This is a genomic window from Pelagibacterium lentulum (assembly GCF_003992625.1).
Taxonomy (GTDB): Bacteria; Pseudomonadota; Alphaproteobacteria; order Rhizobiales; family Devosiaceae; genus Pelagibacterium; species Pelagibacterium lentulum.
The window spans coordinates 296,028-315,308 of the sequence record NZ_RZMW01000048.1; the positions used below are offsets into that span (position 1 = coordinate 296,028).

Annotated in this window: 17 protein-coding genes, 1 tRNA gene and 1 pseudogene; 14 read left to right on the forward strand and 5 right to left on the reverse strand. The window is 57.3% G+C overall.

From position 1 onward, the window contains the following. Positions 1 to 141 precede the first annotated feature (141 nt). Together EO133_RS19900 and EO133_RS19905 are read left to right on the forward strand one after the other, a co-directional pair. Positions 142 to 585: a glyoxalase superfamily protein gene (locus EO133_RS19900; protein WP_127074384.1), complete on the forward strand. Its 444-nt coding sequence runs from the start codon at positions 142 to 144 to the stop codon at positions 583 to 585. A gap of 118 nt (positions 586 to 703) precedes the next feature. Further along, positions 704 to 1,411 (forward strand): glutathione S-transferase N-terminal domain-containing protein, encoded by a 708-nt coding sequence (locus EO133_RS19905; RefSeq protein ID WP_127074385.1) that lies wholly within the window; start codon positions 704 to 706, stop codon positions 1,409 to 1,411. A gap of 74 nt (positions 1,412 to 1,485) precedes the next feature. On the opposite strand, the gene EO133_RS19910 is transcribed toward EO133_RS19905, so the two are convergent. Further along, complete coding sequence (locus EO133_RS19910; protein WP_127074386.1) at positions 1,486 to 1,689, reverse strand: CsbD family protein; 204 nt, start codon at positions 1,687 to 1,689, stop codon at positions 1,486 to 1,488. Between the two features lie 155 nt (positions 1,690 to 1,844). Between EO133_RS19910 and EO133_RS19915 the strand changes: the two genes are divergently transcribed. Both EO133_RS19915 and EO133_RS19920 read left to right on the forward strand, forming a co-directional pair. Continuing rightward, positions 1,845 to 1,934: transfer RNA gene (locus EO133_RS19915), tRNA-Ser, on the forward strand. Positions 1,935 to 2,401: 467 nt separating this feature from the next. Continuing rightward, entirely contained in the window at positions 2,402 to 3,481 is a 1,080-nt protein-coding gene (locus EO133_RS19920) for a cache domain-containing protein (RefSeq protein ID WP_127074387.1), read from the forward strand. Between the two features lie 2 nt (positions 3,482 to 3,483). On the opposite strand, the gene EO133_RS19925 is transcribed toward EO133_RS19920, so the two are convergent. From EO133_RS19925 to EO133_RS19935, 3 genes are all read right to left on the reverse strand, one after another. Further along, positions 3,484 to 5,460 (reverse strand): glycosyltransferase family 2 protein, encoded by a 1,977-nt coding sequence (locus EO133_RS19925; RefSeq protein WP_127074388.1) that lies wholly within the window; start codon positions 5,458 to 5,460, stop codon positions 3,484 to 3,486. A 3-nt stretch (positions 5,461 to 5,463) separates the two neighbouring features. Continuing rightward, a complete protein-coding gene (locus EO133_RS19930; RefSeq protein WP_164735114.1) occupies positions 5,464 to 6,306 on the reverse strand; it encodes an efflux RND transporter periplasmic adaptor subunit in 843 nt (280 codons plus the stop codon). A 410-nt stretch (positions 6,307 to 6,716) separates the two neighbouring features. Beyond that, a complete protein-coding gene (locus EO133_RS19935; RefSeq protein ID WP_127074390.1) occupies positions 6,717 to 7,757 on the reverse strand; it encodes a substrate-binding domain-containing protein in 1,041 nt (346 codons plus the stop codon). Positions 7,758 to 7,901: 144 nt separating this feature from the next. On the opposite strand from EO133_RS19935, the gene EO133_RS19940 reads away from it, so the two are divergent. The 9 genes from EO133_RS19940 to EO133_RS19980 all read left to right on the forward strand — a co-directional run bounded on the left by EO133_RS19940 (position 7,902) and on the right by EO133_RS19980 (position 18,401). Continuing rightward, the gene (locus tag EO133_RS19940; protein WP_127074391.1) at positions 7,902 to 8,933 is read left to right on the forward strand and encodes a Gfo/Idh/MocA family protein; all 1,032 of its coding nucleotides are present in this window, start codon (positions 7,902 to 7,904) and stop codon (positions 8,931 to 8,933) included. A 12-nt stretch (positions 8,934 to 8,945) separates the two neighbouring features. After that, positions 8,946 to 9,881, forward strand: a complete 936-nt coding sequence (locus tag EO133_RS19945; RefSeq protein WP_127074392.1) for a sugar phosphate isomerase/epimerase family protein — start codon at positions 8,946 to 8,948, stop codon at positions 9,879 to 9,881. Between the two features lie 157 nt (positions 9,882 to 10,038). Then, the gene (locus EO133_RS19950) at positions 10,039 to 11,046 is read left to right on the forward strand and encodes a LacI family DNA-binding transcriptional regulator (protein ID WP_244640757.1); all 1,008 of its coding nucleotides are present in this window, start codon (positions 10,039 to 10,041) and stop codon (positions 11,044 to 11,046) included. A gap of 142 nt (positions 11,047 to 11,188) precedes the next feature. Beyond that, positions 11,189 to 12,421 carry an ABC transporter substrate-binding protein gene (locus EO133_RS19955; protein ID WP_127074393.1) on the forward strand — a complete coding sequence of 411 codons (1,233 nt, stop codon included), beginning with the start codon at positions 11,189 to 11,191 and terminating at the stop codon, positions 12,419 to 12,421. Positions 12,422 to 12,503: 82 nt separating this feature from the next. Further along, on the forward strand, positions 12,504 to 13,406 hold the full coding sequence (locus tag EO133_RS19960) for a carbohydrate ABC transporter permease (protein WP_127074394.1): 903 nt from the start codon (positions 12,504 to 12,506) through the stop codon (positions 13,404 to 13,406). Continuing rightward, the gene (locus EO133_RS19965; RefSeq protein WP_127074395.1) at positions 13,403 to 14,230 is read left to right on the forward strand and encodes a carbohydrate ABC transporter permease; all 828 of its coding nucleotides are present in this window, start codon (positions 13,403 to 13,405) and stop codon (positions 14,228 to 14,230) included. The genes EO133_RS19960 and EO133_RS19965 overlap by 4 nt, the downstream gene beginning before the upstream one ends. Further along, entirely contained in the window at positions 14,227 to 15,300 is a 1,074-nt protein-coding gene (locus tag EO133_RS19970; RefSeq protein ID WP_127074396.1) for an ABC transporter ATP-binding protein, read from the forward strand. Before EO133_RS19965 ends, EO133_RS19970 begins: the two co-directional genes overlap by 4 nt. 44 nt (positions 15,301 to 15,344) lie before the next feature. Then, positions 15,345 to 17,261, forward strand: a complete 1,917-nt coding sequence (locus EO133_RS19975) for a glycoside hydrolase family 127 protein (RefSeq protein ID WP_127074397.1) — start codon at positions 15,345 to 15,347, stop codon at positions 17,259 to 17,261. A gap of 261 nt (positions 17,262 to 17,522) precedes the next feature. Further along, on the forward strand, positions 17,523 to 18,401 hold the full coding sequence (locus EO133_RS19980) for a bile acid:sodium symporter family protein (protein WP_127074398.1): 879 nt from the start codon (positions 17,523 to 17,525) through the stop codon (positions 18,399 to 18,401). 103 nt (positions 18,402 to 18,504) lie between these two features. Here EO133_RS19980 and EO133_RS19985 read toward each other — a convergent pair whose 3' ends face one another. Then, entirely contained in the window at positions 18,505 to 18,786 is a 282-nt protein-coding gene (locus tag EO133_RS19985; protein WP_127074399.1) for an Rdx family protein, read from the reverse strand. A 363-nt stretch (positions 18,787 to 19,149) separates the two neighbouring features. On the opposite strand from EO133_RS19985, the pseudogene EO133_RS19990 reads away from it, so the two are divergent. Then, positions 19,150 to 19,281: pseudogene (locus tag EO133_RS19990) on the forward strand (sulfite exporter TauE/SafE family protein); the annotation flags it as partial.

Here is a 19,281-nt window from a genome sequence, read left to right on the forward strand (position 1 = left end):
GGCACCATGTCCCTTTGGTGAAGGCTTCCACGTATGGGTGAGTATGACCCGTCGCGTGTCTTTCGTTCATCGTCCTTTTCCTTTGGCGGTGCATGGCAATGCGGGCCCCATGAGAATTTCCGCCTATGGAGATTTTTGACGATGCGCAAACCAGCATTTTCTCTCACGACCACCGATCTCAAGGCCCAAGCCCGCCAGTGGCGGGGCGAACAGGCCGAGGCTGGCCGTCCCGTAACCAATTCCCAAGCGCTCGAAATGGTGGCGCGCTGGCATGGCTTCAGGGATTGGAACACTGCCAACGGCGTTCTGCCCATAACCCGCGCACCGGCCTTTTCTATCGGCCAGCGGGTGAGCGGACACTACCTCAAGCAAGCCTTTGAAGGCACGATCATTAGCGTAACCGCACTTGGTGCCGGAGAAAAATTCCGGCTTACGGTTCAGTTCGATGTGCCTGTCGATGTGGTCGCATTCGACAGCTTTTCGGCCTTCCGTCAGCGCGTGGTTGCTGTTGTGGGGCGCGACGGACGCTCGACAACACATACTTCCGACGGCGCACCGCATATGCAACTGTCGCCGATCACCTAACCGATATGGCCGGCGTCCCGCGGGATGCGGGCCTTTTTTGCACCGGCACTTGAATCATCGTAAAATGCCGATGATATAGAGAGGCCGGCCAGATGAATGACAAGGAGATCATGTGCTCATGACCACGCAGACCCAGCCGATCCAGCTCTATTATTTCCCAACGCCCAATGGGCACAAGATTTCGATCATGCTCGAAGAGCTTGGCGTGCCCTATAGCGTGCATCCGGTCCATATCGGCAAGGGGGATCAGTTCCATCCCGACTTTCTCACGATCTCGCCCAACAACAAGATCCCGGCCATTCTCGATCCTGAAGGCCCGGACGGCAAATCGATCTCTGTGTTCGAATCCGGCGCTATTTTGAAGTATCTCGCCGAAAAGTTCGACAAGTTCTATCCTACCGATCCGCGTGCCCGCGTGAAGGTCGATGAATGGCTGTTCTGGCAGATGGGCGGCTTTGGTCCGATGCTGGGGCAGAATCATCACTTCGCGGTCTATGCGCCGGAGAAAATTCCCTACGCGATTGATCGCTATCGCAACGAGACCCATCGGCTTTACGGCGTGCTCAATCGCCAGCTTGAGGGGCGGGACTATATCGCGGGCGAGTACTCAATCGCCGATATGGCGACATTGAGTTGGTCGCTTGGTTGGGAACGGCAGGGTATCGATCTGGCAGAATTTCCAAACATCGCCGCTTGGCAGGACCGTTTGAAGGCGCGCCCTGCGGTTGCACGTGGCTTGGCCGTGCCGTTGCCCGAAGACGAGAAGATGGATCTGGCAACTGACAAGGATGCCCAGAACGTCTTGTTCAATCAGCGCGCCCGCTAGAACGGCGCCTAACGCACAATAAAAAGCCCGCTTCGCAGTGAAGCGGGCTATTTATCTGATGAGGGCACCGCTGATTACCAGCCGTTGCGATCGAACCAGTCGTCTACCTCTTTGCGGGCCTCGTCCTTGGTCTTGCCATAGCGTTCCTGGATTTTGCCTTCGAGCTGTTCGCGCTTGCCTGCAACGACGTCCAGGTCATCGTTTGTAAGTTTACCCCACTGCTCCTTGGCCTTGCCGGTAAACTGCTTCCAGTTGCCTTCCATCTGATCGCGATTCATTTTGAGGTCTCCTTGGTGATTATAAAATGAAAACGCTTTTTCCGGTGCGCCGGTTCCACCCCGCTTAGGCTAAAACCTGCCGTCATCCGGCAATTTCTTGGGAAAGGGCAAAAACGCCTTGCACCACATATGCCTTTCGGGCTAACACCCCGCTCGGAGAGGTGGCCGAGTGGTCGAAGGCGCGCCCCTGCTAAGGGCGTAGGCGGGTAACTGTCTCGAGGGTTCGAATCCCTTCCTCTCCGCCATTTGCCCTCGCGAAAGCATTCTCCCGATCCGGCTGCGGCCGGATTTTTCCGTTGTTTCCGAGGGTTGTGTGGGAGGAGCTGTTCACCGAACTCAGCGCCAAGTGGCTCGGAAGCGTTCTCTTAGGGCCATTATTCTCTGGACCTGTTGACTAAGCTGACTTAGTGAAAGTCATCTCAAGCAATTGAAATCGTGTCTATTTTTGACCGAATTCGCTCGGCGGTTCGATACCGGATGCACCGCGCGAAAGGCGCATAAATCGAACTTCTGTCGTCCCTCGGTTGCTCGCGCAATTGGCTCTGCCCGAGCCGACGAGCGATAAAGGTAACGCTTGCGTGCCAAGATGGATATCTGGAGACCTGCGTCCCGCGCTGCCACAGTAGTTACAAGTCGGATTCGGGTGGCCGGTTTCCTTGGTCGACACTTTTGGCTAGTCTATAGTCAAAGTTTTGGTGTGTGAGTGAGCGTCATGTCCTTGCGTAATGTGTTGATCGGGTTTGCTGCCCTGATCCTGTTAATATGCTTTAGCGTAGGGGCGTTATACTTCAATCGCGGACTTTCGGATTACGGCGCACGGGCTCAGCAGGTCGCCGTTGAGGTGCGCGGTCAGGCGCTTTCCGAATTTGTCTCAAGCGCCTTGCTCGAAGAATGGAATTATGTGGCAGGTTTCGCCGAAAGCCTTGATCTGACAGGCGATACAGCGGTGCTGCAGGCCACTGTCGATGCCTATCGCGACACTGGCAACAAGATTTCCTGGGCCGGGATCGTGCAGACGGGCGGAACCGTCGTCGCAGCAACCGAGAACATGCTTGTCGGCCAGAATGTCGGTCAGCGACCATGGTTTCAGCGCGGGTTGGAAGGCCCGTTCGCCGGCGATGTGCATGAGGCCGTGCTGCTGGCCGATCTGATTGCACCGGGCGCCGAGGTGCCGCCGCGTTTCGTCGACTTTGCGCTGCCGCTGACCAATGAAGCAGGACAGGTGCGCGGCGTGTTTGGCGTCCATATCAATTGGGAATGGGTGCAATCGCTGGTGGAGCGAACCGCTGCAACGCTCGAAATGGACGCATTCCTCATGAGCGCCAACGGCGAAGTGCTGATTTCGACCGATCCGGAAATTTCGTCTGAAAATGTTGGAACGTTGGCAAGTTTCAGGACAGCCAACCTACAGACCCAACGCTCGATGGTCGAGCAATGGCCTGACGGACAAACCTATTACAGCTTTACCGTTCCCCAAGTCAGCGCAGACGGTCTGCCGAGTTTCGGCTGGTCGCTGGTGCTGCGGCTCGATCCCACCTTTCTCACAGGTGGCGAGCAGAATTTTGCGCGCATTATGATTATTGGTGGCGGCATGATGCTGCTCGCAGCGCTGCTAGCTATGGCGCTGCTGTTCTCAATAACCATTCGCCCGCTCACTGGCCTTGTCGATGCGATCAGTGACCTATCCAAGGGGCAACAGGTCGGGTTCGTGCCCGAAACACAATCCTACCGCGAAGTCGCAAAACTCTCAAATGCTATCGCCCGACTGCAAACGCGCGACGACAGGCAATAGAGCTACTGTATGCGGGTGGTGCCGCTGAACATGCGGCGCATGATGCCCGAGACAAGTTCGGCGGTGGCGACAAAGCCGGTTCCGGGTTCCCCATCGCGCGTATGGATCTTTTCCAGCACCGCCTGACGTTGCGTTTCGGTGAGCACCAACTGCATATCCGTGGTACCACCGATCGTGCGCAGGGCAATCGCCGGCACGGGCTCGACGTCCTCGATCTCGATCAACGCGAATTGCCCCGCGTCGATATTGATGCCGCGCAAACGCACCGCGTCCTGATTGATATCGGCAAGCCAGACCTCACGGCGGCGCCCGTCGACCGTGACCCAGGTGCGCTCGGGGGACTGGCGCAACAGCGAGGCGGTGCGGGGCAATTCGATGCAAACCATGATCGTCAGCGCAAGGACAACGATGTTGTAAAGCGTCCAGAACAGGATAATGACCTTGCCGTCGCCCGCGCGGCTGTCGAAGGCCGGTTCAAACACAAGCCCGATGGCAAGGCCGCCCACGGTTAGCGCCAGCAGGATCGCAAAGCGCGCAAGAATGGGCCATTGAATAACGGTCTTGGTGCGGTCGCCGCCCTTCATCGTGACCTTGAAGGTCTGCCCGTGCGGGCGCAGAAGTCCGGTATAGACGCCACGGGTAATCTCCGACGCGCCGATCATCTGGCTGACATCGTGTACGAAGGGCACAAACAGGCCGCGGGAGGCAAAATTCATGAAGGCCATTGTCATGAGATAATAGGGAGCGAAATGGCTGACGATGTCATCAAATCGCGCGTCGACGACAATGACGCCGAAATACCAGTAGAGGAGCGGATAAAGTATGCAGGCGAGCTTGAACACCGAGATCGAAGCCCAGAACATGAAGGAATCGATCAACCCCCAACGATCGCGGAGCCTAAGATTGTTTGCGCGGAACGGACCATAAGGGCCGCGTATGATCTGCATCAATCCCATGCCCCAGCGCGCACGCTGGGTTATGTATTCCTTGAGCCCTTCCGGGGCCAGCCCCTCGCTCAGTGGCTCGTTGAGATATGCGGTGCTATAGCCCTGTTCCTGCAGGCGCACCGTGAGCAGATAATCTTCTGTAACGCTGTCGGTGGGGAAACCGCCAATGGTTTCGAGCGCTTTCCAGCGCACAATCGAGGATGTGCCACAACACACCGGAATCCCCCAGGCGTCGCGGGCGGGTTGCAAATGGTCGAAAAAGAACCGCTGCTCGTCGGGATAGGCCCGACTGATCCCGAGATTGTGCTGGATGGGGTCGGGATTGAAGAAATGCTGCGGGGTCTGGACCAGCCCGATACCCTCGTCCTTGAACAAGCTCAATGTACGGGAAATGAAGCCCAGATGCGGCACGAAATCGGCATCGAGAACGGCAACGTAATCGGGCGGCGCTCCTGACGCGCGCAGCATCTCGAGCGCGTGGTTTATATTGCCCGCCTTGCCGTGGGCATTGTCGGGCCGGGTGACGTGGATCACGCCAAGCCGCGCGCAATGCTCGCCGAGCCAGTCGCGGCGGCCATCGTCGAGCACATAGATGGTCTTGTTTTGCCACCGGAGCGCCTTGGCGCCTGCGATGGTCCGCTCCAGCACCGGCCATTCCTCGTTATAGGTCGCAATGAAAATCGCAACTTTGGGCTGGCTTTTTCCCCACCAGCCGAAATTGGCATCGGCTTCGGGCGAACGGTCCCGCCGACGGGACAAGAGCACGAATGCGGATAGGCTCGAAACCATAGCCGCGCACTCGATAGCATAAAAGCTCCAACTCGCCAGTGCATCCCAGGTAAAGCCGAGCGGGGCCAGCGTATCGGTGCCGCGCCAGATCAGATAGCGCAGTGACAGCACGATGGCTGCGATGGACAGGATGGCGCGGTGCACGCCGTTATTGCGGTCGAGAAAGGGCAGGACCGACAGCGTAATGCCGAGCAGCAAAAGGGCCGGTGCCCAGGCCACCATGCTCTCGGAGAACGCAAACATCGATTAAAGTCCGACCTGCGCCAGCCAATCACCCAGCGCGGCTAGCGGCCCGCGAGAGAAGATCACGCGCCCTGTGCGCCCGAAGACACATTCATCTGAACTGGTCAGGGCGGGGGCTGCCAGAAAGACGGTGAAGCCATCGGCGTCGCGCCCGGACGGTTCGATTGCAAGCGTTTCGATCAGCGAGCGTGGGCCGGTGCCGGCCATAAGAGTCACCGTCGCATCGATGGTGTTGCCGTCAGCCATTCTGAATTGCGCTTCATCGCCAGGCGACAGACGATTGTAAAGCCGCTCGTCGACATGCGCGTGAACAAAAATGGTATCGCACCGCGCGATCCAGGCAACCGTCTCGCCTTCTTGTACGGTGACCGGACTGTTGACGGGGGCTGACCAGACAAGGCCGTTGACAGGGGAAACGAGCGTACCCGAAACCGCGCTGGACTGGGCTGCCTCCTGATCGGACAGCAATTCCTGCAGCGCGGCGACGCGCGCGCTCAGGCGCGAACGCTCATAGGCAGGGTCAAAACCGGAAAAGTCCGTGCCCGCCTCAAAGGCTTCTGCAGCATCACGCTCGGCAATCGCCAATGCCAGCTCACGTCGATAATCGAGTGTGCGATCGGTCTGTGCTGCGCGCACGCTTACCGTGCCGATGGACTGGTTGGCCCTGACCGTTGCGCCATCGGTAATTCGGCCTATTTCCACCTGACCTGTGATTGGCGCCCGGATCGGGGCAAGTTTGGTATTGATGAAAGCGTTTCCGCTTGAACCGACTAGTTGTTCACCAACGATGATATAAAGGCCGATGATTATCGCCAGTACGCCGGCGACGCGGAGAACATATTTCATTGCACAAGGGCTCCGATACGCATGGTCCATTGATCATACGGATCGGGAAACGATTGAACAGGTCGTGGCGCGTGTTTTTTTAAAGTTGTAATAAATTCAAAATGTTAGCGATTCGCGCCTGACCAGCCACAGCAGAATGACAGGAGGCGGGCGTGATGATACGGACATCGTTTCAAGAGGAAAAGACCGCCGAACGAAGTCCCAGGCTATTGATCGATCATAAGGAACAGTCGTTGTTCGGCCAAGTCCTTCAAGGACTTCGCTTACCTCCACGAACGGTCGACATAAGATCGCCTGCGAAATGGCGATTTTCGGAGACTTCCCGCTAGAACCGGCAAGATCACAGCCGGAACCAAAATTGACGACTTGCTTGATGTCTTGCGATATTATTCTCGGCGTTGCGTTGCATTCTACATTCTTGGTGGTCCATCGCTGTCGCCCGGGACGAGTTCCATCGGCCATACACGTCTTACGGTGCCTTGGGGATAGTGTTCGGCATAAGCCGGAATTGTAGCGAGTAGTGACTCGCCAAGCGCCTGACCAAGATCGCGCAGCGACAGCTTGAAGCATGTCAACGCAGGAATCAAAAACCGTGAAAGGGGAGACTCTCGGAAGCCGATGACTGACAGGTCTTTGCCCGGCTCCAGCCCGGCATCGTTCATGCGTCTGTAAAGCCCGATGGCCATGAGCTCATGCACGAGCAGAACCGCTGTAGGCCGATTTCCCATGCTCAGGACTTCATGAGCCAATTGGTAGCCGCCCTGTTCGCTTGAGGCTGCACGCAGCACAAGAGCGGGATCGAACGCGATTTCTTGCCGTTCCAGCCCGGCCTTGTATCCATCGAGCAGCAAGAATCCCAAGTTTATATCATTGCTTGGCAGCCCCAATGCGATGCGGCGGTGTCCCTTGGCGACCAGTCGGTCCATGGCGGTATTGGCCACGCCTTCGAAGTCGAGATCGAGCCAGGGATGCGGGCCGGGTGTGCTTGAGCGACCTAGTGTGATGAACGGTATATGGGCATCGGCAAGAAAGCTGATGCGCGGATCCTTGCGTCGCGTTGCCGAAATGATCAGTGCATCGACGATCCGGCGCGAAACCATGCGCTGCAGATGATGTAATGGGTCTTCATCGGTCGAGCAGGGCAAGACCACCAGATCGAGATTGTGCCTGGCAAAGACATGCTGGATGGCGCCAAACACTTCGAGAAAGAAGTTGTCGTTGCTGCCTGAGCCGTCGGTGCCGGACTCGACAATAAAACCAATAGTGTTGGTGGTCCCTTGCCGCAAGCTGCGGCCCGACTGGTTGGGCACATAACCAAAATCGGTAGCGGCCGCCAACACACGTTTGCGGGTTTCCGGATTGACGTCCGGTCGGTCGTTGAGTGCGCGCGACACAGTGCCAATCGATATGCCCAAATGATCGGCAAGTTGCCGAATGCCTGTTTTTGCCAATGCTTTAGCCCCCGATGTTCGGCGTTTTCCCCCACAAGCTTTTCCATATTGACACGAAGCCAGCGCCGAGAGTAGCGTTGTAAACGTTTACGGGATTGCGGGCCGAAATGGAGGTCGACCGCCTCGCCGTGAGGGAGAAAAAGCATGCCGATGCAAGCGGTACTGGCAGGCTGTGGCGCCATGGCGCACGGCTGGATAGAGGCAATAAAACAAGCGCCCGAGCTGGCCGAAACGGTCGAAATCGTCGGTCTGGTCGATCTTGATAGCGCGGTCGCTGAAGCGCTTGCTGCCAAGCACGGTCTGACGCGCGCGCGCATCGCGACCGATCTGACCGCGCTTCTGGCGGAACTCAAGCCGGATGTGCTTCTCGATGTCGTGGTCCCCGCCGCGCGCGCACACGTGGTCGAGGCCGGACTTGAGCACGGCTGCCACGTACTGTCGGAAAAACCGATGGCGCCCAGTATGGTCGAAGCGCGCCGGTTGCTCGCAAGTGCCGAACGGTGCGGAAAAATCCACGCCATCGTACAAAACCGACGCTATAATGAAGGCGTGCGCCGCATCCGTGCAACGCTGGAAAGCGGTGCCCTGGGCACGCTCAACGCAATTCATTGCGACTTTTTCGTAGGGGCACATTTTGGCGGATTTCGTGAGCAAATGGACCACGTCCTCTTGCTTGACATGGCCATCCATACGCTTGATGCCGCGCGTTTCATGTCCGGCAAGCAGCCCATGGCGGTCTATTGTCAGGAAACCAACCCGAAAAGTTCCTGGTATGCCCACGGGTCTGCGGCCAATGCGATCTTTGAGTTCTCTGATGATGTCACCTTTACCTATCGCGGGTCCTGGAGCGCTGAAGGCGCCAACACAAGCTGGGACTCCGAGTGGCGCATCGTAGGGTCCAGGGGCACTCTGCTCTGGGATGGCGACGATGTAATCAGCGCCAAAATCGTTTCCGGAAATGAAGGATTCTTCCGGCCTGTTGAGGACATAGTGCCTGCACCAGCGGATCCGGCCCTGACTCATGGGCACGCCAGCGTGTTGTTCGACTTTTTCCGGGCAATTGAGACCGGAACACAGCCTGAAACCGCAGGATTGGACAACATCAAGAGCCTCGCCATGGTGTTTGCCGCCATCGAGAGCGCCAGAACGCGCCAGCGCATCGAAATCGAACTGTAAGGAAAAAAAGACATGAGCGACCCCGCCAAATCGATCCGTATCGGGACGATGATCCAGGCTACCGAAGGCAAGGCGGCAGAAAACATCAAGGCCATCGCGGATATGGGTTTTGAGAGTTTCGAGCCGTTTTTTTGGCAGTCGACGAAGGGCCAGGATCTGGCGGAACTGGGTAAGCGCTGCCGCGACGCCATCGGGGATCGCAATATAACAATGTCTACGATCGGCATGTTCGGCAATCCGCTCGAGGACAAGCCGATTGATCGCGAGACGCTCGAAGGTTGGAAACAGTGTATCGACAACGCTCATCACTTCGGCGCGACCTGCGTTGCCGGGTTTACCGGCCGCATTCGCAACAGACCGTTGCCTGAAAGCCTGCCCGCATACAAAAAGCTTTGGTCTGAACTCGCCAGGCGGGCGGCGGACAAGGGCGTAAGGATTGCTTTTGAAAATTGCGCGATGGATGGCAATTGGACCACGGGCGACTGGAATATCGCGCACAATCCTGATGCTTGGGAGATGATGTTCAACGAGACACCGGACGACAATATCGGGCTCGAATGGGAGCCGTGTCACCAGATGGTCTATCTCATCGATCCTCTGCCCCAAATTCGCAAATGGGCACACAAGTTTTTCCATGTCCACGGCAAGGACGCCACAATTCGCTGGGACGTCATTCGCGCTCATGGCGTGTTTGGCAAGGAGCCGTTCGTCTTTATGCGGACACCCGGCTTTGGCGACAGCAATTGGACCGACATCATCTCCGAGCTTCGGCTTGCCGGCTGGTCGGGTTCAATCGACATCGAAGGCTGGCACGATCCGGTTTACCGCGACGATCTGGAAATGACTGGGCAAGTGCATGCTCTCAATCATCTCAAGGCAGCGCGCGGCGGCCGATATGTCGATCTTGCCGCTGGTTATGATGGGGGAGACCCATCGCTGAACGTATAGAGGTTTTTAGACGGCCACGGCCATCTGGGAGGAAGGGCTTGGCGGAACCAACAGTCAGCAGAGCGGAATAAATCTGTCTTGACTTGATTTGAGAAAAGGTTTTCCCTTGGTTGAGAAAACGTTTTCTCAGATAAAACTCCCTGGGAGGGGATTAGTGGTGGCAGTAGGCGAACGCATCCGGCTATCCGACGTTGCCCTCAGGGCTGGCGTCAGCGTTGCCACGGCCTCTAAAGCGCTTAACGGCACCGGACGGATGACACCAGAGACGCGCCAGCGCGTGCAGCGCGTGGCCGACGAGTTGGGTTTTCGGCCCAATGCGATGGCGAGAGCGCTCATTTCAAGACGCACTTTCACTGTTGGGCTTCTGACCAACGATACATACGGGCGCTTCACTCTGCCGGTCATGGCCGGCGTATCCGAAGCGCTGGTAGATGAAGGCGTTTCGGTCTTTCTGTGTTCGATTGAGGACGATCCTGCATTGGGCAGAGTCCATCTCGATGCGATGCTCGACAAGCAAGTCGATGGAATCATCTCTACAGGCAAGCGTATTGACAAACGCTTGCCAGTCGATCTCTCCGGCTTACCCGTGCCAGTTGTTTACGCCTTTACACAAGCGCCTGACGACGCCGTGACGCTGGTTTCCGACGATGCGCAAGGTGCGCGCGAGGCCTGCCAATGGCTGGTGGGGCTAGGACGCACCAATATCGTGCACATAACGGGACCAGAAACATTTGTATCGGCCCGCGATAGGGCAGGGGCCTTCCGTGAGGTACTTGGTGAACGGGGCAGGGTCCTGCACGGTGAGTGGAGCGAGACCTGGGGGCATCAAGCCATTGCGCGGCTTTGGGACGAAAAGCGCGCAAGGCCCGACGGCATCTTTTGTGGAAATGACCAGATCGCCCGCGGTGTGATCGATGCCCTTCGTGAGCGTGGTGTTCAGGTACCGTCCGATGTGTCGGTTGTCGGGTTTGACAACTGGGAGATCCTTGCTGCGGCAACGCGGCCTCCACTTACTTCGGTCGACATGAATCTCAAGGCCCTCGGACGCGAGGCAGGTCGGCTCATTCTGGCTCTGTCCGAAGGCAAACAGCTTGAGCCGGGCATCCGCAAGTTACCGTGCAGCCTGGTGGTGCGCCAATCCTGTGGAGGGCTCACCGCCGACTGATCAAGGGGGCGCGGCGCGCCCAAGCAAAATTGAGAATTGCCGGGAGATGCCCTGTAATCGTTTCCGGTAAATCGGTCGAGAAGAATTGAGAGGAGTTCTTGTCGACGTCAACCGCGGCCCGGCCGCAAAAGAGGAGGAACCTATGAAACTCAGCACTATCAGTCTGATGGCCGGTGCGGCCATGTCGACTTTGATCATCGCCAGCGGCGGCTTGGCGCAGGACAATGTCACCGTTACCGTCTGGTCGATCGACGGGGCCAATCAGGTCGGACCGTCCGATACGTTTTCGGCCGAGTTCGACGAGATGGATAATGGTATCAATGTTGAATACCGGATCCTGCAGTTCGATGAGATCGTCAACGAGACCTTGCGTGCCTATAGCACTGGCAATGCGCCCGACATTGTCAGTCTCGATAATCCAGACTTCGCGCTTTTCTCGTCCCGTGGCGCATTCCTCGACATAACCGACATGGTTGCGGCAAGTGACATCATCAATGCCGATGCCTATTTCGAAGGCCCGCTGAATTCAGTGAGCTGGGACGGTCGACTGTTCGGCGTCGGAAAATACACCGATACGATCGGCGTGTTCTACAACAAGGATGCGTTCGAAGAAGCCGGTATCGACGCCCCGCCGCAGACCTGGGCCGAGTTCGAGGACTACGCACGCAGGCTGGCCAAGCCAGGCGAAGGTTTCTATGGCGCCACGCTTTCCGCGCGCGGCAACGAAGAAGGCACATTCCAGTTCCTGCCAGTTATTCAGATGTCGGGTGGTAGCTACGAGAACGTCAATACCGAGGGCGCGCGGGAATGGCTCAGCATGGTCAAGGGCATGATCGACGATGGCGTGATGAGCCAGGATGTTCTCTCGCTCGGTCAGTGGGATTCCACCGGTACATTCAACTCGGGCAATGCCGCAATGGCCATTTCCGGGCCGTGGGAGATCGATCGCATGGTCGAGGACGCTCAGTTCGAATGGGGGGTAACGCTTCTCCCCACATTTGCGGAAGGCGATGCCCGCTCTTCGGCGCTCGGCGGGTTTAATCTCGGCATCATGTCGACCACCCAGCATCCTGAAGCAGCGTTCGAAGTGCTCGAATACATGGTGGCACAAGATGATCGGCTGTTCCCCGAGTTTGGCTACTTGCCGACGCGCGGCGATGTGGAACTGCCACCTTCGGGTATTGCCCAAAAGGATGCTGCCCTCGAAGTCTTCCTCGAACAGCTCCAGTATGCTCAGCCACGTGGTCCCCACCCCGAATGGCAGCGTATTTCAAGAGCGATCTATGACGCGCTTCAATCAGCACTCACGGGGCAGATGACCCCCGATGAGGCGTTGAGCCGAGCGCAGTCCACAATCGATACGATCGTGAACTGACCCTGCGTTTGCCCTTCCCGGCTGGCGTATGCCGTCGGGGAGGCGCGCATTCCCACAAACCCAACCGACAAGGGGACAGGCTATGGGCCGCATTCTGTCCAGTATCACCGATGGCAAGGGGTTCGACATCATCATGGTCGGTGTGACCATGGCTTTTCTGTTCGCGCTTGCCGGCGTTCCGCTCGTCTACAATGTCGTGATGAGCTTCCAACAGGTTGACATGTTCAACCTCAACACCTTCTCGCGTCCCTTTGTCGGGTTCGACAATTATGTGGCGGTCGTCAACCAGCCCGAATTCTGGCTGATCATCCGAAACACCGCCATTTTCGTTTTTGGATCGATTACCGGACAGTTTGCCCTCGGTTTCGCGCTCGCGCTTTTCTTTATGATAAAGTTCCCCTTCGCCGCGACGATCCGCGGCCTGTTTCTTGTGTCCTGGGTTATGCCCGGCCTCGTGGTAGGGGCGCTTTGGGGCTGGATACTTGCCGGCGATTTCGGCGTGCTTAATGCCATCCTCAAGGCAGTGGGGCTGACCGAGCGGACGCTATTTTGGAAGTCCGATCCCAACCTGGCCATATGGGCGGTGACCATGGCCAATATCTGGCTTGGCCTAGCCTTCAACATGATGCTGCTTTCCGTTGGCCTCGCGGGCATTCCGCGTGATCTCTATGAAGCCGCCGAACTCGATGGCGCCAATAGCTGGCAGCGGTTCACGACCATCACCCTGCCGATGATGCGGGCCACCATTGGCGCGGTATTGGCCTTGGGCCTGATCTATACCCTCCAGCAGTTCGACCTGTTCCCGGCCATCACCGAAGGTGGTCCGGCCAACAGCTCGAACGTTGCCCAATACTGGGCCTGGCAGTGGTCTTTCGTCCTGTTCGACTTTGCCAAGGGTGCCACGGTATCGGTCATGATGCTGGTCTTCGTGCTCGTGGCTTCGATTATCTATGTGTGGTCCACGCGCCATGAGGTGCGCGGATGACCCGGATTCCAACGCCGAAAATCTTTCTGGTCCTCGCATTGGGGCTGGCCGCACTTTATTTGTTCCCGCTCTACTGGATGTACGCCACCAGTCTTAAGGGAGCTTCGGAAATCTTCGCCAATCCGCCGACCTTCTGGCCGCGCGATCCCGACTTCTCGATCTTTGCGGCCACCTGGGAGCGACGCAACATGGGCACGTTCCTTTGGAACAGCCTTGTTATCGCTACAGGAGTGACCTCGCTCACCGTCCTGCTCGGCACAGGCTGTGCTTATGTTTTGGCCCGCTATCGCAGTGGCTGGATCGATGTCGGTCTGTTCCTGATCTTGATGCTGCAGGTGCTGCCTGCATCGACAATGGTGACCCCGCTCTATGTGGGGTTCAACCAACTCGGCCTTCTCAGCTTCCCACGAACAGCCGTGGTCCTTGCCGCGGCGGCCAAGGCTATACCGTTCTATATCGTGCTGGTCCGCGCCACGTTCATGAGCGTGCCGCGCGAGCTCGAGGAAGCCGCCCTTGTGGATGGCAATTCACGCTGGGGAGCCTTTTTTTTCATCGTCCTGCCCCTGGCGCGTAATGGTATTCTTGTGCTTGCCATCCTGACCTTCATGCAGGCGTTCGGCGAATACATCTACTCCAAGTCGATCATCACGACCCAGTCGCTCCAGCCGGCCAGCGTCGGGCTGTCGGGCTTTCTTGGGCCCAACTCGACTGACTGGAACGGGATCATGGCTTATGCCGCGATCTACGTCACCCCGATTGTCCTTGTCTTTGTCATCCTTCAACGCCGCATCGTTGCGGGACTTACCTCAGGAGCGCTCAAATGACCCCACAAATCGAGCTCCAAAATGTCGACAAACACTATGGTGCGTTTCACGCACTCAAAGACATTGATCTCGTCATAGAAAAGGGCAGCTTTGTTGCTTTGGTCGGACCCTCGGGCTGCGGCAAGTCCACCTTGCTACGCTCGATAGCCGGCCTGGAGTCGATCACTTCGGGCACGCTCAAGATCGCCGGCAACACAATGAATGGCGTGCCGCCCAGAAAGCGCGATGTGGCGATGGTCTTTCAGTCCTATGCGCTCTATCCGCACATGACGGTGGAAAAAAACCTCTCCTATTCGCTACGCTTGAAAGGTACGCCTCGGGAGCAGGCGCGAAAGAGAGCCGAAGAGGTCGCCGCGACGACCGGCTTGACCAACTTGCTATCGCGCTATCCCCGCCAGCTTTCCGGCGGCCAGCGCCAGCGGGTGGCCATGGGCCGGGCGATCATTCGGGACCCAAAGGCGTTCCTGTTCGACGAACCGCTCTCCAATCTGGATGCATCCTTGCGCGTCCAGATGCGCAAGGAAATCCGCTCTCTCCACGATAGGCTGGGCGCAACATCGGTCTATGTTACCCACGATCAAATCGAAGCGATGACGATGGCCGATCATGTGGTGGTCATGCGCGATGGCATCATCGAGCAACACGGCAAGCCACTTGATCTCTATGATTTCCCGGCCAATCGTTTCGTGGGCGGGTTCATTGGCACGCCAGCTATGAATTTCATCGAGTCGACTATCGGGGCCGACGGCGCAACTTTGATGCTGGACGGGCTGGGCGGGGAGACCATTGCGTTGGGCCGCAAGCTGGAACCCGGCCGTGCGGTTGTTGCTGGTCTGCGACCCGAATTCCTCCGCGTTACCGATGAGGAGAGTGCAAGCTTTCATGTGGAGCTTGGCCCGGTCGAATCCACCGGTTCAGTTAACTATCTCTCCAGCATCGATCAGAAGCTGACTATCGTTCAATCCGAGCGCACGGGTCTAAAGGCCGGTGACCGGGTTGGTGTCACGATCGATCCAAAACTGATTCACCTGTTTGACGCATCGACCGAACAACGGATTGTCTCCGCCTGATCGACGCCGGACGCACTGACAATTCCAACAAAAGGGAGCCAGCCGTGTCACGTTTCACACCGGTCAATTTCTCCGATATCGATCTGCACGGACCGTTCTGGCATGAACGGCTCGAGACCGTGCTTACACGCACCATTCCGTCCCAGCATGAAAAGTTGGAGGAGGCGGGCATACTGGAGTCGCTCAAACTTCCTGATCCGCCGCCGCCCCTGCGTATTCCGCGCCACCCCAACGGATTTACCGTTCAGGTCTTTTGGGATTCGGACGTGGGCAAATGGGTCGAAGCGGCAGCCTATGCGCTGTCCCACCGGCGCGACGCGGACATTGAGGCCAAGATCGACGCAATCGTTGAGGATCTGGCCAATGCTCAGGCGGATGATGGATATCTCAATTGCTGGTATCTTGGACGCGAGCCAGAGAACCGATGGACCAACCTGCGCGACAACCACGAGATGTACAACGCGGGCCATCTGCTCGAAGGCGCAATCGCCTATTTCCAGGCAACGGGGCGCAGGCGCTTTCTCGGCATCATGGAGCGTTACATCGACCATATGATCGCGCGGTTTGGTAAAGGGCCGGGTCAGGTGCGCGGCTATGGCGGTCACGAGGAAATCGAAATCGCGCTGATGAAACTCTATCATCTGGACCGCAAAAAGAAACACCTGGATTTCTGCGCCTATCTCATCAATGAACGCGGCCAGCAGCCGCCCCATTATTACGATGTCGAGCGCGAGGCGCGCGAAGCAAAAAATGGCGGCGTGGACCCCCAGCGTTATGTTTTCAAGGATTACGAATACAACCAGAGCCACAAACCAGTTCGCGAGCAGGACAAGGTTGTCGGCCACGCTGTGAGGGCGATGTATCTTTACACTGCCATGGCCGATCTGGCCGCCGCGATTGACGATGCCGATCTAAAGCGTGCCTGCGAGGTTCTCTGGAAAGACGTGATGGACACCAAGATGTATGTGACAGCCGGGCTTGGGCCATCGGCGCACAACGAAGGGTTTACCCACGACTACGATCTGCCTAACCAGACGGCCTATGCTGAAACATGCGCGTCGGTGGCCCTGATCTTCTGGGCCCAGAAGATGCTCCATCTCGATCTGGATGGCCAATATGCCGACATACTCGAATTGGCCATGTACAACGGCGCGCTGGTGGGCCTGAGCCGGGACGGAAAGCAGTATTTCTATGCCAATCCGCTGGAAAGTGACGGTACGCCAACCCGCTGGGAATGGCACCCTTGCCCGTGCTGTACCATGAATGTCTCACGGCTGGTGGCCTCGGTCGCGGGGTATTTCATGTCGAAGGCCGAGGACGGCGTGGCATTCCACCTCTATGGCGGGGCAAAGACCACGACGATTATCGCGGGGACCGAAGTCACCCTGAACGAAGTGTCCAACTATCCTTGGTCGGGCGACATCAATATCTCGATCGACCCGGCGCAGCCGGCGAGCTTCGATGTCAAACTGCGCATTCCAGGCTGGTGCCGCGGGGCAAGTGTGCAGGTCAACGGGGAGGCATTAGATGTGGCGACGGCCGAAAACGGCTATTTGACCATCCGGCGCGAATGGCGGGGAGGGGACCAGATCGCGCTCGCTCTGCCGATGCCCGCAGTCCGGCTCTATGCCAATCCTCATGTCATCATGGACGCCGGGCGTGTCGCGCTCAAGCGCGGCCCACTGGTCTATTGCATCGAAGAGGTCGACAATCCGGGCGGATGGGTGCAGCGCCTGCGCCTGCCGCGTGACGCCGAACTCAGGGCCGAAACCCGCAGCGACCTGTTTGACGGCATCGTCACACTGAAAGCCGATGCCATCGCCATTGAAGAAGCCGAGTTCCGCGAACTCTATCGCACCGCACCGCCAAAGGAAGACAAAGCCGAGTTGACTGCAGTGCCTTACTATTTGTGGGCAAATCGCGGGCAAGGAACGATGTTGGTCTGGGTGCCAGAGAAATAACTGAGGCTGCACGGGCGAATCTGGTTTCGCTCGTGCGTCACAAGCGCCGATCTCGGTCACGGGTTCTGAGCAAATGCCTTCATCAATCACCACCCGCCACGACCGATGCGCGCATGCTGTCTTCTCGGCAATCTGCATCGCAGCCACCGTCATCTTCTGGCTCTGATCAATGAGTCCTGCCCCTGGCGCTTGGAGACCGCTTAGTAAGAATTCATAGAGGCATCGGTGGCATAGTAAGTTTTCAAATTTGCGCGGGGACACATGGAAGCAAGCCTGGCGTTAAATATTGGTCTGCCCGTCGCCTTATGCATCATTATGCTTGGCCTTGGGCTATCTCTTCGGATCGAAGATTTTATCAGGGTCATCGCTCGACCATGGCCGATTTTTGTTGGCCTTATATGTCAGCTCATTATTCTACCGGGTGTCTGCTTCATCCTGATTATTGTTTCAAATTTGCCTCCGGCCATCAGCGTAGGCATGCTGCTTTTGGCGGCGAGTCCTGGCGGCCCATCTGCAGCCCTTTATACCCATCTTGCGCGCGGTGACGTCGCGCTCAATATCGCATTCACCGCAATAACCTCGGTTGTGGCCTTGATCAGCATTCCTGTCGTCGCGAGCATCGCGCTGATGGTGTTTTATGGCGACGGGGGTGGGGCCCATATTCAATTCCAGCAGATATTGCAGATATTTGCCATCGCCGTTGTGCCAGCCCTGATCGGTGCGTTCATTCATCACCGATATCCGTCAATTGCGCGCGGCCTCGATCGTCCGGTCAGGATCGTTGCGACCGTTTTCCTGGCGGTGCTCGTGCTGTTCGCTCTATTGGGCCAATGGCAACTGCTGCTTATCTGGGGCCCGACATTGGGCGTTTTCGTTCTGACATTCAATGTCTTGAGTGTTGCTGTGGCATATTTCGTCCCCCGAATACTCAAGATTGAAAGCCCTCAAGCTGTGGCAATCGCAATGTCGATAGGAATTCGCAACGCCGCGCTGGTGATTGCGCTAGCCATGAGTGAATACATGCTCGGCAACCCCGAAATGGCAATCCCACCGGCGGCATACGGTCTGTTTTCTTATGTCGTATGTGGTGCATTTGTCTGGATATTGAGCCGAAGGACGAATGCGCGGGCGGCCACATAGCAGAACTCTGGCACGTTGGAAGGGCACACCAACTACGCCGCATTTGGGCGGTAATCTTCTTGAACCAATGCCAAGGAAGACGCCGATCCCGAGGCCAAACAACCTAGTTCCGATCGATATGACCAAGATCGCGGTCGGGATCTATGCGGTCACGCACACGTTGCTTGAGTGTTTTCGCATCTGGAAAGCCGCCGTCACGCTTTCGCTCCCAGATGCTTTCATCATCGCATAGGATCTCGAATGTGCCCCCTGTGCCTGGCACCAATGTTACGGAGCCCAACTCCGTGCCAAAGGTTGAAAGCAATTCCTGTCCCATCCAGCCGGCGCGCAAGAGCCAGTTACATTGAGTGCAATAGGTTATCTCGATATGCGGCTTTTTGCTCACGGGATTGCTCCTGATGTGGAGACGTGTTTTGTCACGAAACAGCGCGCAGGAAAATCGGGTAATCGAGTCCTTCAGGCGTTAGATGCTTATGGCCCTGCCGTAAGACGACGAAGGATTTGATCGATTGAACAGTTCCTGCGCCAATTTCGCCATGGAATCGTGGTTGGAAACCGCGCGGCCTTGCCGTGTAATCTTTCTTGAACCTAATTGTATGTAAGCTATCAAGTACAACATGGACTTATGGGGCTCAGCTGCAATGCGACGACCACGGTTGTTTTTCCGAACGCGCTTGCGTTTTCCGCTTTAATCTGCTGTTCCGTTGCGGGGCCGCAGGCATATCACTCTCATTTTTCTCTTGGCCCCATGCCCATTTACCTGCCCATAGCCGAAATGTCGGTGGACCTGTTTTTCCTTATCGGGATCGGCGCGGCCATCGGATTTATATCCGGCCTGTTCGGGGTTGGCGGCGGTTTCCTTTTGACGCCGCTGCTGCTG

Coding starts and splice junctions, on each gene's coding strand:
- EO133_RS19900 (WP_127074384.1), top strand. CDS start 142: ATGCGCAAACCAGCATTTTCTCTCACGACCACCGATCTCAAGGCCCAA.
- EO133_RS19905 (WP_127074385.1), top strand. CDS start 704: ATGACCACGCAGACCCAGCCGATCCAGCTCTATTATTTCCCAACGCCC.
- EO133_RS19910 (WP_127074386.1), bottom strand. CDS start 1,689: ATGAATCGCGATCAGATGGAAGGCAACTGGAAGCAGTTTACCGGCAAG.
- EO133_RS19920 (WP_127074387.1), top strand. CDS start 2,402: ATGTCCTTGCGTAATGTGTTGATCGGGTTTGCTGCCCTGATCCTGTTA.
- EO133_RS19925 (WP_127074388.1), bottom strand. CDS start 5,460: ATGTTTGCGTTCTCCGAGAGCATGGTGGCCTGGGCACCGGCCCTTTTG.
- EO133_RS19930 (WP_164735114.1), bottom strand. CDS start 6,306: ATGAAATATGTTCTCCGCGTCGCCGGCGTACTGGCGATAATCATCGGC.
- EO133_RS19940 (WP_127074391.1), top strand. CDS start 7,902: ATGCCGATGCAAGCGGTACTGGCAGGCTGTGGCGCCATGGCGCACGGC.
- EO133_RS19945 (WP_127074392.1), top strand. CDS start 8,946: ATGAGCGACCCCGCCAAATCGATCCGTATCGGGACGATGATCCAGGCT.
- EO133_RS19955 (WP_127074393.1), top strand. CDS start 11,189: ATGAAACTCAGCACTATCAGTCTGATGGCCGGTGCGGCCATGTCGACT.
- EO133_RS19960 (WP_127074394.1), top strand. CDS start 12,504: ATGGGCCGCATTCTGTCCAGTATCACCGATGGCAAGGGGTTCGACATC.
- EO133_RS19965 (WP_127074395.1), top strand. CDS start 13,403: ATGACCCGGATTCCAACGCCGAAAATCTTTCTGGTCCTCGCATTGGGG.
- EO133_RS19970 (WP_127074396.1), top strand. CDS start 14,227: ATGACCCCACAAATCGAGCTCCAAAATGTCGACAAACACTATGGTGCG.
- EO133_RS19980 (WP_127074398.1), top strand. CDS start 17,523: ATGGAAGCAAGCCTGGCGTTAAATATTGGTCTGCCCGTCGCCTTATGC.